9 protein-coding genes are annotated in these 13847 nt (G+C 37.9%); 2 read left to right on the top strand and 7 right to left on the bottom strand.

Annotation, left to right across the window (positions count from 1 at the left end):
• Positions 1-111 precede the first annotated feature (111 nt).
• Complete coding sequence (gene mutS / locus ACFPQ3_RS00125; protein ID WP_156805817.1) at positions 112-2661, bottom strand: DNA mismatch repair protein MutS; 2550 nt, start codon at positions 2659-2661, stop codon at positions 112-114.
• A 182-nt stretch (positions 2662-2843) separates the two neighbouring features.
• Positions 2844-3281: an arginine repressor gene (gene argR / locus ACFPQ3_RS00120; RefSeq protein ID WP_156805863.1), complete on the bottom strand. Its 438-nt coding sequence runs from the start codon at positions 3279-3281 to the stop codon at positions 2844-2846.
• Between the two features lie 413 nt (positions 3282-3694).
• Here argR and argS point away from each other — a divergent pair, with 413 nt between their 5' ends.
• Positions 3695-5386: an arginine--tRNA ligase gene (gene argS / locus ACFPQ3_RS00115; protein ID WP_156805816.1), complete on the top strand. Its 1692-nt coding sequence runs from the start codon at positions 3695-3697 to the stop codon at positions 5384-5386.
• A 42-nt stretch (positions 5387-5428) separates the two neighbouring features.
• Here the strand turns inward: argS and ACFPQ3_RS00110 are convergent, their stop codons facing one another.
• The 3 genes from ACFPQ3_RS00110 to ACFPQ3_RS00100 all read right to left on the bottom strand — a co-directional run bounded on the left by ACFPQ3_RS00110 (position 5429) and on the right by ACFPQ3_RS00100 (position 10221).
• Positions 5429-6016 carry a helix-turn-helix domain-containing protein gene (locus tag ACFPQ3_RS00110; protein WP_156805815.1) on the bottom strand — a complete coding sequence of 196 codons (588 nt, stop codon included), beginning with the start codon at positions 6014-6016 and terminating at the stop codon, positions 5429-5431.
• 143 nt (positions 6017-6159) lie between these two features.
• Positions 6160-9507, bottom strand: coding sequence for an FtsX-like permease family protein (locus tag ACFPQ3_RS00105; protein WP_156805814.1), 3348 nt, complete (start codon positions 9505-9507; stop codon positions 6160-6162).
• Positions 9508-9519: 12 nt separating this feature from the next.
• Entirely contained in the window at positions 9520-10221 is a 702-nt protein-coding gene (locus tag ACFPQ3_RS00100; RefSeq protein ID WP_156805813.1) for an ABC transporter ATP-binding protein, read from the bottom strand.
• Between the two features lie 169 nt (positions 10222-10390).
• Between ACFPQ3_RS00100 and ACFPQ3_RS00095 the strand changes: the two genes are divergently transcribed.
• Positions 10391-10924, top strand: coding sequence for a TetR/AcrR family transcriptional regulator (locus ACFPQ3_RS00095; RefSeq protein WP_156805812.1), 534 nt, complete (start codon positions 10391-10393; stop codon positions 10922-10924).
• A gap of 589 nt (positions 10925-11513) precedes the next feature.
• On the opposite strand, the gene ACFPQ3_RS00090 is transcribed toward ACFPQ3_RS00095, so the two are convergent.
• On the bottom strand, positions 11514-13097 hold the full coding sequence (locus ACFPQ3_RS00090; RefSeq protein ID WP_380433143.1) for a PASTA domain-containing protein: 1584 nt from the start codon (positions 13095-13097) through the stop codon (positions 11514-11516).
• A 4-nt stretch (positions 13098-13101) separates the two neighbouring features.
• The gene (locus ACFPQ3_RS00085) at positions 13102-13776 is read right to left on the bottom strand and encodes an ABC transporter ATP-binding protein (protein WP_156805810.1); all 675 of its coding nucleotides are present in this window, start codon (positions 13774-13776) and stop codon (positions 13102-13104) included.
• Between the last annotated feature and the right edge of the window lie 71 nt (positions 13777-13847).

Here is a 13847-nt window from a genome sequence, read left to right as displayed (position 1 = left end):
TTCCCAATAAATGATTGCTGCCCTCATTGCACTATTGAAATAGTAATAAACCATAAAACTCTTAGTTGTTTTATCTGTTTATCGTGTAAATCCGATAAATCTCATCTCTCACTACACTAACTTCTTCAACTCGTAGAGGGCATTCATCGCCTCCATTGGAGTTAGATTCATCACATCAATCGCTTGTAATTTTTCAATTAGTACTGAGTTTTCATTTTCTGGGAAAAGGCTGAGCTGTTCTCCAATATGAGATTGCTCTACGTCTCTCAACTGCTCTTCTACTGTATTGAGTTGAACTGCTCCAGTTTCCAATTTCGTCAAAATACTGTCCGCACGGCTCAGTAAGGGCCTTGGAAGCCCAGCAATTTTCGCCACATGAATACCATATGATTTATCCGCAGGACCATCCGCAATTTTGTGGAGGAAAGTGACTTCTCCATCTTTTTCTAAGGTCGATACATGAACATTTACAAGACTTGTCAACGACATTGACAGCTCTGTCAACTCATGATAATGAGTTGCAAACATAGTCTTAGCTCCAACTTTATCATGAATGTATTCAATGATTGACTGGGCCAAAGCCATTCCGTCATAGGTAGCCGTTCCTCGTCCAAGTTCATCAAAAAGAATTAAAGATTTTTGAGTAGCTCGTTGAATTGCATGGTTAGCTTCCATCATTTCCACCATGAAAGTTGATTGACCTGAAATCAAATCATCTGCCGCCCCAATACGTGTAAAGATGGCGTCAAATACCGGTAAAGAAACCGAATCCGCCGCTACATAAGATCCCATCTGTGCCATAATGACTGTCAAAGCTAACTGTCTCATGTAGGTTGATTTACCAGACATATTTGGCCCTGTAATCAGCTGCATGGTTGTCTGACTATCAAAATGGATACTATTGGGAATGTAAGCTTGAACTCCCATAACTTTTTCGACAACCGCATGGCGACCTTTTTCAATAGCAATCGTTTGATTATCATTAAATGCTGGGCGCACATAATGATTAATCTCTGCTACCACTGCCAAGCTCTGTAGAACATCAACTGTTGCGATTGCTTTAGCTAACCTCTGTAAACGATCAATGTAGCGTTCAACCTGTGCACGAATACGCATGAAAATATCGTATTCAAGCGTTGCAGATTGCTCACGCGCTTCAAGCATTTCACCCTCAATTTTTGCTAATTCTGCTGTTCCAAAACGCTCTGAATTTTTGAGGGTAGCCTTACGAAAAAAATAATCTGGTACTAAGGAGAGGTTAGAATTGGTCACATGGAAATAGTAACCGTCTTTTCTATTGTAATCAATTTTGAGGTTATTGATCCCTGTCGCAGCACGTTCTCGTACCTCAATATCAGCAATCCAAGTTGTTCCTTCTTTCATCACTTTACGGTACTTGTCTAAGGTCTCGTCAAAGCCTGTTCGGATGATATTCCCCTCAGAAACCGTCGCTGGAGCATCTGGGTCAATGGCTGAACGAATGAGATTTTCTAGTTCAGGCAAGGTGTCAATTTGATTGACAAGTGTGTCAACTGCCTGATGTCCGAATGATTCTAAAATTGCTTTGATATAGGGCACTTGAGCTAAGGTTTGGCCTAATTGTAATAAATCTTTAGGATTGGCCTTACCAAATGACACACGGCTTGCTAAACGTTCAATATCATAAACACCTTTAAGACCATCTGATAGATCACTACGTTCAATAAATTGCTCTAAAAAGACTGCTATGATTTCTTGACGCTCTAAAATTCGCTCTAAGGAGACTAAGGGTCTGTCAATCCAGTTGCGCAATAAACGCATGCCCATTGCTGTTTTGGTTTCATCTAACAACCAGTAAAGGCTGCCATGCTTTTTGGTCGTCCTTGCATTTTCAAGCAAGTCTAAACTTGACTTCGTTGCATAACTCATTTGAAGGTAATCTTTAACTTCATAGTGAACTACCTTTTGCAAGTGAGACAGCTCTCTCATTTGAGTGCGATGAATGTATTGCAATAATTTTCCAGCGGCAGCTTTTTCCAAATCTGTCAACGCACTGTCAATCAAATGAACATCACTGTAAACGTCTAACTCCTGAGACAATAAAATATTCATCTGCTTGGTTAAAATATGCTCATCTTCTTCTGACAACTGATAACCGATAACCACTTCACGTGCCTTAAGGTTCTGCACTTCACTGCAAACACTAGAAAAATCAGATAAGTTAGTCACAAAAAATTCACCCGTTGAAACATCCATATAAGACAGAGCAAAATCCTGTCCTTTACGGTCAACAGCAACTAGGAAGTTATTGCCATTATCTGGTTTTGTAGAATCAACAGCTGTTCCTGGGGTAATTACCTGAACAACTTCTCGCTTAACCACACCAACTGCAGTCTTAGGATCTTCCATCTGTTCAGCAATAGCCACCTTATGCCCCAACTCAACGAGTACATCTATATATTGTTGCGCAGAATGATGAGGTACTCCCGCCATTGGAATAGGATTTTCAGCATTTTTATTACGACTTGTCAAGCCAATCTCTAAAATCTGCGCAGCTTTGACCGCATCCTCATAAAAAAGTTCGTAGAAATCGCCCATGCGAAAAAGCAAAAAAGCATCTGGATACTGTGCTTTAATATCCAAATACTGTTGCATGCCTGGCGAAATTTTTTCATTTGCCATAACTTATTGATTAATGGAGCTTAAACCTGTGACATTCACTGGTTAAAAATCATTTTAAATAGAGGCATCAATCTGAGCAAAAATCAATTTAACAATATCTGCCCCTATCTGATTTTCACTAAGCCCAAGTTTAGTCAATTAAAAACTAACTAAACACTCCTTTCCCAAATTTATTACTGTTTTTAAATACTAGCAAGCAAATCTTTTTCATAATCGCTTGCAATAGTCTCGTCTTTACAAACAACAAGAAGTGTATCTGCGCCAGCAATTGTTCCTAAAATATTTTCATTAGCATCTTTATCTATGATATTTGCTAAAACATCTGCTTCACCTAACTCTGTATGAAAAACAAGCATAAATCCTGCACGCGCCACTCGACGAATATATGACCTAGCTGCTTGACTAAAGTGTGAACTAGCGGCCTCCGATAAACTATAGTAAAGTTTTCCCTCATCGTCACGAAGTTTCAAAAGACTAAGTTCTCTTAAATCACGAGAAAGTGTTGCCTGCGTGACAGAGACTCCGTAATCTTCAAGGAGCACTTTAATTTCTTCTTGAGTTCCAACATGATTTTCTGAAATAATCATTTTAATCAGTTCATGTCTATTTTTTTTATTGATCATACAATACCAACTAAGCAGCAATCAGAAAATAGGTTCACCATTCTATGCGTCATTTGATTTTCTAACCCTGTAGTTCATTCAGTTTTTGCTCTAACTGAACAGTCCTTTCTATAATATTTATCCCTATAATTTCATTTTTCGTTTAAGATTATAACAGATACACTGAAAATATACAAATTTAAAGGGAGAATTAATCCATTTTATTTCATCTTTTATCAATATTTTTTTATTATCGTCGTTCAAATCATTAAAATTATAAGCTGAAAACAGTAAAACAACTTATAAAACTATGATAATAGCTTATATATTCATTTTCCTATAGATTTCTGCTCAATTCTAGTGTATTTTTTCTAACCTCGCTCCTTTTATGGTAAAATATAGAGGATAATTATTTTCACATTGGAGAGACTATGGACACAAAATTAATGATTGCAACTGAAATTGCAAAGGCTGTTCCCGAACTTGAGTTGGAGACTATCTTAAATCTCCTTGAAAAACCTAAAAATGCAACGATGGGAGACCTCGCTTTCCCTGCCTTTTCTTTGGCAAAGAGCTGGCGCAAGGCTCCTAACGTCATTGCTAGTGAAATTATTGAAAAAATTGATGGGACGAACTTTGAAAAAGTTGAAGCTGTTGGCCCTTACATCAATTTCTTCTTAGATAAAGAACAAATCTCTGCTCAAGTACTAGCACAAGTCATTTCGGCAGGTTCTCACTATGCTGACCAAAATATTGGTGAGGGACGCAATGTAGCTTTCGACATGTCTAGTCCAAATATCGCCAAACCCTTCTCAATTGGTCACTTACGTTCTACAGTTATTGCTGATGCTTTAGCTAATATTATGGCAAAGCAAGGCTACAAGCCTGTTCGTATCAACCACTTGGGGGATTGGGGTAAACAGTTTGGAATGCTTATTGTTGCCTACAAAAAATGGGGGGACAAAGCAGCTGTCGAAGCGAATCCTATTAACGAACTTCTCAAGCTCTATGTCCGTATCAACGCAGAAGCTGAAGAAAATCCAAGCCTAGATGAAGAAGCACGTGAATGGTTCCTTAAATTAGAAGCTGGTGATGAAGAAGCCACTTCTCTATGGCAGTGGTTCCGTGATGAGAGCTTGGTAGAGTTTAACCGTCTTTATACTGAGTTGAATGTTTCATTTGATAGTTATAACGGTGAAGCTTTCTACAATGACAAGATGGATGAGATTGTTGACCTTCTAACTGAAAAGGGACTTCTTGAAGAATCTCAAGGTGCTCAAGTCGTAAATCTTGAAAAATATGGCATTGAACACCCAGCTTTAATCAAAAAATCTGATGGTGCAACACTATACATCACCCGTGATTTGGCAGCAGCCCTTTACCGTAAACGTACTTACGATTTCGCTAAATCTATCTACGTTGTTGGTAACGAACAGGCGGCTCACTTCAAACAATTAAAAGCTGTTCTTAAAGAAATGGGATACGACTGGTCTGACGACATGACTCACGTGCCATTTGGTTTAGTTACTAAAGAAGGTAAAAAACTATCAACACGTAAAGGAAATGTCATCCTACTTGAGCCAACTGTTGCCGAAGCAGTCAGCCGTGCTAAAGCTCAAATCGAAGCTAAAAATCCAAACTTGGCTAATAAAGAAGCTGTTGCACATGCTGTCGGTGTCGGAGCGATTAAGTTCTATGACCTTAAAACAGACCGCATGAATGGTTACGATTTTGACCTTGAGGCTATGGTTTCCTTCGAAGGGGAGACAGGACCTTATGTACAATACGCGCACGCTCGTATCCAGTCAATCTTACGCAAAGCTGATTTTGTGGCAAAAGCTGACGCAACCTATAGCTTAAATGATACTGAAAGTTGGGAGATTATTAAACTTATTCAATCTTTCCCACAAGTTATCAACCGTGCCTCAGATAATTTTGAACCGTCAATTGTTGCAAAATTTGCCATCAATTTAGCGCAAGCCTTTAACAAATATTATGCACACACACGCATTCTTGACGAAAGCCCAGAACGTGACAACCGCCTAGCCCTCAGCTACGCAACTGCAACTGTCCTCAAAGAAGCACTTCGTCTCCTCGGTGTTGAAGCCCCAGATGAAATGTAATATTATAAAAAACACGCCCTCGCTTGAAGGCGCGTTTTTTAGTTATGGTAAAAGCCAGACATAAATCAGTGATACAAGTATTGCCAAAATAGTGAAAATGACTGTAAAAACTAAAACAATCAGAGGCTTCTGATAAGGGTATTTGGCATTTTCGGCAATGGTTTCTGTCTCACTCAGAGTTTCTCCTTGGCTAAAAGCAACAATTTGTCGATAGGTTTGAACCTGATTATTCTTCTTGATTTTTTCAATGCGATTAGCAAAATGAACTCCTAGCCCCAAAAGAGGCAAATAAATCAACAATCCCCACCAGCCTAGGTAGTAAAAAGCGGGAAATACTAATAATAAAATAGCAATCATACACCCTATCATATAGCGTGTTGCCTTATTCATCTCCTTAATATCCTCTTGTTTGATAACCTGTTTCATTTCTTCAAGGTCTCCTTTTATCAATTGATCCAAGGTAAGGTTAAAACACTGACTCAGCAATATCAGAGATTGTAAATCTGGATAAGATTTTTCAGTTTCCCAATTGGAAATGGTTTGTCTACTAACATAAATTTTTTCTGCCAATTCTTCCTGAGATAGTTGCAATTGCTGTCGCTGTTTTTTAATCTGTTGACAAACTTCCATAAATTCTCCTTTCTATCTTTTTCTTACACAAACTAACCTCCTTGGTCATCTGTATTATCTATCATTTCTCTTTCTTATTCTATCAAATTTTCTTGACTAAGTAAGAAAAACCCTTGTCAAAAATTTTTGACAAGAGGATTTCACTAATCTACACTCTTTAGGGCTTCTAACATATCTACTTTTCTCAATTTGTGATTGACAAACCAGCCTAGCATGCTCAAAATCCCAATGATAGCAATAATCGGTACCAAATAAATATAATAGGCGACCTTAGGTTGAAACATAATTTGATTCGAGCCAATCATATTAAGAATAATCTGATGAAGCCACTTCCCACCAAGGAGGCCTGTGACAATTCCAATCCCAGAGAGAACAATCGTCTCACGATAGATATACAACGTGACCTCTCGATTATGGAAACCAAGTACCTTAATTGTTGATAATTCTCTGATGCGCTCTGCCACATTGATATTGGTCAAATTGTAAAGAATCACCACACCTAGCATCACAGATAATATGATTAAGATAATCATGACTGACTGTAAAGAATTCGCAACCGTATGCAGTGTCTTTTCCAATGCTGTGTTTTGTGCTACTGCTGCAACTTCTTCCATGGCAAGGAAATCAGCTGCCTTATTTTGAACAATCTTCGGTACACGATTTTTTAAGGTTACCAAGTAACTGTTCGACTTAAACTCCTGATCTGTAATCTTTTCATAGTAATCAGCAGTCATATAGACGTATTGTCCCACATACATTTCCGTGATACCAGATACAGTCACAGTCACCTCTTGGTCAGCTAATGTCAGCTTAATCTTATCTCCTTGAGAAACACCGTATAATTTGGCTAACTTTTCAGTAATAATAGCTCCGCTTTGTCCCAAAGAAAGAGAAATTCCCGAGTCTCGCTCACGTAAGTTAATATAGTCTGAAAAATCGGAGCTATCTGTCACTAATAGGTTAACAGACACTTCATCATCATTCCCTTTTATCTTCTCCGTTAAGGCCTCAAAATAAACAGATTGAGATTGTTTTATCTGTGAATGATGCAAAGCTTTCTCAATAGCAAGCCTATCTTTTGACCTTTTTGAAGCCACAATCATATCATAGCGGACAATCTCACCAAACTGGGTGTCTGCAACACCTGAAATAGAAGATTGAATACCAAGCCCTGCAAAGAGCAAAGCTACTGACCCAGCAACACCAAAAACGGTCATGAGCATCCGTTGCTTATAACGGAAAATGTTTCTAGCCGTTACTTTATGCGTAAAACTGAGACGCTTCCAAATAAAAGTAACCTTCTCTAATAAAATTTTTGAACCTGCAACAGGAGGTTTAGCTTGTAACAAGTAGGCTGTTTTTTCGCTTAATTCACGCTTAGCCACCCAGTAAGTCGGTAAGACTGCTGAAAGCAACGCCAGTCCAATAGCAACTAGAGTCCAACTTGGATAAAAATAAGTCCGACTACTTCCAATAATTGTTCCTTCTGTTAAAATATTTCCAATCACTGGCGACAAAAGAAAATGCCCACCTAAAACACCGGCTATCGTACCAAGTAAACTAGCAACTAATCCATAGATGACAAACTTAGCAATAATTTGTCTATTGGTATACCCAAGTGCCTTGAAAATACCCGCTTTCTGACGTTCCTCATCAACAAAACGGGTCATTGTTGTCAACGTTACCATAGCAGCTACCCCGTAAAGCACCACAGGGAAAACATCCCCAACCGCTAAGATAGAGTCAGCTCCCATAGAATAGGTCGCATATCCCTCTCCTCCTGGAAGAGTCTTACGGGTATAGACAGAATATTTAGGTTCTTTCAAATCAGCAAGATCTGATTTAGCCTCTTCCAAATCTTCTCTAGCCCTTGCTATTTTTAGCTCTGCTTCTGACTTTTGCTGATTATAAACTTTCTCAGACTGGGTCAATGCTGAACTTCCTTTATCTAAATCTTCCTGATTAGTTGAGAGGTCACTTCTAGCTTCTTCGATCTGCTCCACCTTGATTTGATAGTCAGCATAGCCTGATTCATATTCTGATAAACCAGATTGATAATCTTTTAATCCTGACTCATACTCTGCCATTCCTTGATTATAGGCATCTAAGCCCGATTCATACTGAATCATTCCTTCTTGATAAGTAGCAAGATTGTTCTCATAAGTAGATTTCCCCTCTTCATACTGCGCCAAACTTTCTTTGAAGGTTGATTCGCTTTTAGTCAACTCGACTTCTTTTCGAGCTAATTCCTCTTGAGCTAAGCCAAGTTCACCTACCGTCATGGGATCAATACCAGCAGCAACCAGCTCATCTGTTTTAGCATAAATTTCTTCCTGTCTTCTTTGAAGCTCCTCCTTACCACTAGCAATCTCCTGTTGGCTTGCATCCAATCGAGATTCCATTTCATCTAAAAAAACTTTGGCTTGATCTAGTTCTTCTTTCGCCCTGTCTAATTGTAACTTAGTATCTTCTAACTTTTGCTTAGTATCCGAAAGTTCTTTTTTTGACTGCTCTAATTTAGCAGCATTAGCATCTAATGCCTTCTTAGCCTCCGAAAGTGTATCAGTAGCTTGATTAAGTTTTTCTTGACCTAGGTGGACTTCTTCACTTGCCGTATCAATTTTATTTTGCCCATCTGCTAGTTCTCTTTTCCCGTCAGAAATAACTTGCGCAGCGTCAGCTAATTTTTGCTCAGAATCATAAACCGAATCGTAACCTTCAACGATTTCGGCTTGTGCGGACGCTCTAAGCGTCGTTAGACGCTTTTTACCATTATCCGCCAATAGCTCTTCCAAATCTTCGCGATGCTTGGTTAAATGTTCTTCATAACTATTGTGATAGTAAGCTACTTTGTCCAACTGGTTATAAGAAATACGCGCTATCATGTATACGTCAGAATCAAAATGATCCTCGGAAACAACTGCGTATCCTTTTAACTCACCTGTCCCAGAGTTCGTTTGTCCCATCACCTCGTTGTCCCAAATTTCAGGTGACTGAACAAAACCAACAACTGTAAATGTTGTCTTTGTTAAATGGCCTTGTTCGGATTGTTTAAAATAAATTGTCTCACCAAGACGATAATCCTCAGCCATCTTCTCAGCAAGAGCAATTTCCCCCTTTTTATGAGGTAGGTGGCCTGAGACTAACTGGTATTGAGAAATCTTATCTGTCTTTGAAAATACTCTAATAGCATCATGACTATTCGCAATGGTGACATCTGTTAAGTAACCAAATTCGATAGTCGCTCCAGGTAGGGCTGATAATTCTTTTACATCTTCTTCATCTAACCCATAATCTGCCATAACCGCTAAATCCATAAGATGAGCTGTATCAATAAATTCTTGAGCAGTTCTTCTCATATTAGGAGTTGTTACCTTAAGAGCTATCAAGGCTAGAGATCCAATTCCCATCAAAGCAAAAATCGAAAAAAACCTTCCTTTGGATTTTGTAAAGGACTGACGAATATCCTTCCAATAAATCGTCTTTTTCAATGTTAATACCCCCTAATACTCTAAGGTCGCAATATCCTGTGGGTTAGGATTTAAAGTTACAGATTTGACTGTTGCATCACGCATATGAATCACCCTATCTGCAATTGGAGCCAGTGCTGAGTTATGCGTCACAATAATGACAGTTGCCCCTTGCTTTCTAGATCTGTCTTGTAAAATTTTTAAGACTTGTTTACCCGTCTCATAATCTAAGGCCCCCGTCGGCTCATCACAGAGTAATAATTTTGGATTTTTAGCCACTGCACGCGCAATGGATACCCGCTGTTGCTCTCCACCAGAAAGCTGCGCTGGAAAGTTATCTAGACGATGCGACAAACCAACTTCAGTTAATATTTCCACTGGATCCATGGCATCCCGAACAATCTCAGAAGCCAGTTCAACATTCTCTTTTGCTGTTAAATTAGCTACTAAATTATAAAATTGAAAGACAAAACCGACATCATCTCTCCGATAATTTGTTCTTTGGTGCGAATTAAATTCAGAAATATCAACACCATCAATAATGACATGGCCATCATCATTGGTATCCATGCCTCCCAAAATATTAAGAAGAGTTGATTTCCCAGCACCGGATGAGCCTAAAATAATGACTAACTCTCCTTTCTCAATCTCAAAGGTCACATCTTCATTTGCAGATATTATTGTATCTCCCATTTGATAACGTTTAGAAACTGCTTTAACTTCAATATAAGACATTTTTACCATCTTTCTAAGTTACTATTCTTGACATAATTTCCATCATCTTATATACTAATTTTATCACAAAAATAGACAAAGCGTTGATTTTAATTACTGTTTCTTAGTTCGAAATGATAAGTTCTCAATAAAATCAATAATATCTCTTGAAAAGGAAAAGTGATTAGTAATGACTAAACAAATCCGTCACACAGAAACTAAAAATAACATCAAAAAAGCTTTTGCACAGCTTTTATCTCAAAAAAGTTTCGAAAAAATCTCAGTTACTATCATCTGTCAAACGGCTAACATTAATCGTGGTACTTTCTATCTACATTATAAAGATAAGTACGATATGATGGAAAAGCTAAAAGAAGATACACTAGCTAAAGTTTATGCGATTGTTACTCAAGAAAATCAGGCTTTTAGTAAAGATATCGTTTGCGAAACTCTTCACTACCTTTATCAAGATATTGATTTTTTAAATGTACTTGCCAATACACCATATATTAAGCTCCCTCAAATTATTCGAGAATTCATCTCTTATATTTTAGATAATATCCCTGATTTTGATAGCTATCTTAACGAAAAAATAGCTATACCACTCAATTATGCTAAAGTTTCCTATATAGCTTCTATTGAATCTATTATGACTGAATGGATTCTGTCTGGGGGGAAAGAAAGTCCAGAAGAATTAACAGATATTATATTCCAAATTTCTTAAGCCAAGTAAGCTGGTCAAGAAATCAAATCCACCCAGCTAATAATTTAAAGGCATAGAATCATTCGTATTCAAAACGAACGATTCTATGCCTTTACTGTGTTCTAGAATTCTTTCCTGCTCTTTGATGGTAAGCTAGATACCGATTTGAAAAGTGGTCTTCTGCTACAATATTTTCTTAGAGGCAGGCTTATTTAATAAAAAAACAATAAGCATTCCTAAGAGAAGTTGTCTCAGTGTCATCTCACTTCCCATTGACATATATGTATTATTTCTGGTATTTTATGCAGTCTTTACAGTAACGAAGATGCCACAACTAGCACTTTCTGGAGTAGTAAAAATACTAAAACGATTAAATTTTAGTGTGAGATGAGGAGCAAAATTGTACAATGAACAGTTTCACTCTCATATCCGTATAGGATGGCGCTAACGATTGCGTCGTACTAAAATAGTCTAGTATGTTTTAGGTTCAAACTTGAAAATGAAAAAGTGTCCAGTTGCAGACTTCCAATCAACCACTGCGTTAAATTATCTCTACACTAAAATTTAAGAGGCCGGGATATTTTTGTCCCAACTTCACAATCCTTTTCACCTATTCCTTGGCTCCTGTTCCCTCAGGTGAAGCTGTAGAGCCCTCTGGAGTAGTGTTCGCCGGCGGAACAATGGTCCCTGAGAAATATGCACCATTACTGATGCCAACTTCAACAGTATAAGCTAGAGGTAACCATGTTTCTTTAGCATTCTGTGCAACAACAGTTCCCTTAGGTTGATCTGAATTGACATAGTAACTCGTAAAATAAATTTCTGCTCCTTTCGAACGAAACTCATCATAGAAATATTGTTGGAGTTCTCCTTCATTTTTTCCAGATAAATCACGAATATAAGGAGCCCCTGCTGAATAAACAACCTCTACATTTTTATCATCTTTTTCAGTTAGTTCTGTTCCCGCTTCTTTGGACTGAGAAATCAAAGCACCATACGGTGAATTTCCATAAACTTGACGTACAATAACAGTCAAACCTGCTACTGAAGCTGCTTGTGTCATAGTTAATGTTGAAAAATCTGGAACCATGATACCTTTACCTGCTGAAACTTGCATGATTATTTTTGATTTTTTTGCCACCTTTTGTGTAGCAGCAACAGATTGTCCCATAATCGTTCCCGCAGCTAGGTTGGAGCTCGCTTTTTCTTCATAAGTGACTTCAATGCTATTTGTTTTTGCCCAAGAATCAACATCCGTCTTAGTTTTACCAACAAAATCTGGGACTTCGATATTAGCTTCAAGAACCTCTTTACCACGAGAATAAGTCAAAGTTGCCTTATCGCCTCGAGTATAGTCACTAGATGGGATTGAGTTAGCAATTTCTAATTTGATGAACCGACCTTTTGCAGTTGTATCACTATAAATTTGTATCAAATTAAGATTTTTAGCCTTATTTTCCTCAATCCACTTTTGAGCGTCCACATAAGTCATTTTAGAAAAATCAGGTAAAGATAATATTTCTTTAGGATTCGCGCCTAAAGAACCTACAACAGATAACTTACTACCTTTGGCCACCTTTTGTCCTTCTTTGACTTTTTGCGACACAATAATATTTTCATCGTATTTAATACTATGCTCTTGCGTTAATTCAATTTCAACACCATATTCATTCCCCCACTCACGCGCCTCTGTAACCGTTTTACCAATAAAATTTGGGACAGCAACATGAGTGAATTGATAAAAGAGAAATAAGCCTAAAGCTAGACAAGAAATAATACTTACTCCAATTAGAATGAATTTCCGTCTTTTTGTTTTCTGATAATCTGGATCAACTTCTGTTTCTTCATGAGACTCATCGCGTCGTCTCGTTATGACTTCTTCTCGTCCTTGTCTTCTAAGGCTCGGCCGTTCTCTTTCTCCTTCCTCTTGATGAGCAAAGAAATGGTCTATCTGTTTTTGTTTTACTTCAGAAACCTTTGAAAAAACTTCTGTGCCACCTCTTGATTTCTCACTAGAACGAGCGACACTTTGAAAAACATCGCCATCAATCTGTTTTTGTTCAGACAAGGGTAATTTTTCAAAAACGTTTCCAGTTTCGTGTGTTACAGATTCGGGGTTCTCTTTCTGGAGAACTTTTCGTTTTTTATCTTCCTCCAAAAGATCTTCATAATGATTACCAGAAAACTTTGACAAAAAATCACTCATAAGCTTTTAGCTTTCCTTTCCTTAAATAGTAAATTTCATCTGACAGGGTCGCAATTTCTTGAGAATGGGTTACCACAACGACGCATTTCCCGTGTTCATGTGCCAACTTTTTGAAAATTTCAACAATCTCTTGCTCCATTTCCTCATCTAAATTTCCCGTTGGCTCATCTGCTAAAATAACATCAACATTTGTCGCTAAGGAACGAGCAATCGCCACGCGTTGCTGTTCCCCACCCGAAAGACGATTAACTGGGCGATCTGCCTTACTTTTAACAATACCAATATAATCTAGTAAATTATAGGCTACATCAGTTTTATTGGCCGGTAATTCATTTTCCGTTATCGCCATTGGAACCATGACATTTTCAACAGCTGTCATATACGGGATAAGATTATAGTGCTGAAAGACGATTCCTATATTATTACGACGGAAAGTCTCGTAACCAATTTCCTTAATGTCTTTACCATTATAAAAAACGTTACCCTCTTTGGGACTCTCTAAAGCACTAAGAAGTGATAAAAGTGTTGTCTTTCCTGAACCTGACTGTCCTAAAATCGTGTAAAATTTCCCTTTTTCAAATGCGATATCTGTCTCTCTTAAAATATAACGACGATTCTCACCATCTTGGTAAAAGTAGGACAGATTTTTTGCTTCTAAAATTGCCATAGCATACTCCTTATGTAAAATACAAGAGGCAAAACAGACGATACATTTCCAAATAACAACAGAACCTGTCA

Origin of the sequence: Streptococcus caledonicus, assembly GCF_042656225.1 — a bacterium.
In the GTDB taxonomy this organism is placed as follows: domain Bacteria; phylum Bacillota; class Bacilli; order Lactobacillales; family Streptococcaceae; genus Streptococcus; species Streptococcus caledonicus.
The sequence above is the reverse complement of the archived record's forward strand: the minus strand, read 5'-3'. Positions and strand labels throughout refer to the sequence as shown.

Excerpts from the sequence above, each read along its gene's own strand:
- argS (WP_156805816.1), top strand. The coding sequence starts at position 3,695 with ATGGACACAAAATTAATGATTGCAACTGAAATTGCAAAGGCTGTTCCC.
- ACFPQ3_RS00095 (WP_156805812.1), top strand. The coding sequence starts at position 10,391 with ATGACTAAACAAATCCGTCACACAGAAACTAAAAATAACATCAAAAAA.
- ACFPQ3_RS00085 (WP_156805810.1), bottom strand. The coding sequence starts at position 13,776 with ATGGCAATTTTAGAAGCAAAAAATCTGTCCTACTTTTACCAAGATGGT.
- ACFPQ3_RS00110 (WP_156805815.1), bottom strand. The coding sequence starts at position 6,016 with ATGGAAGTTTGTCAACAGATTAAAAAACAGCGACAGCAATTGCAACTA.
- mutS (WP_156805817.1), bottom strand. The coding sequence starts at position 2,661 with ATGGCAAATGAAAAAATTTCGCCAGGCATGCAACAGTATTTGGATATT.
- ACFPQ3_RS00100 (WP_156805813.1), bottom strand. The coding sequence starts at position 10,221 with ATGTCTTATATTGAAGTTAAAGCAGTTTCTAAACGTTATCAAATGGGA.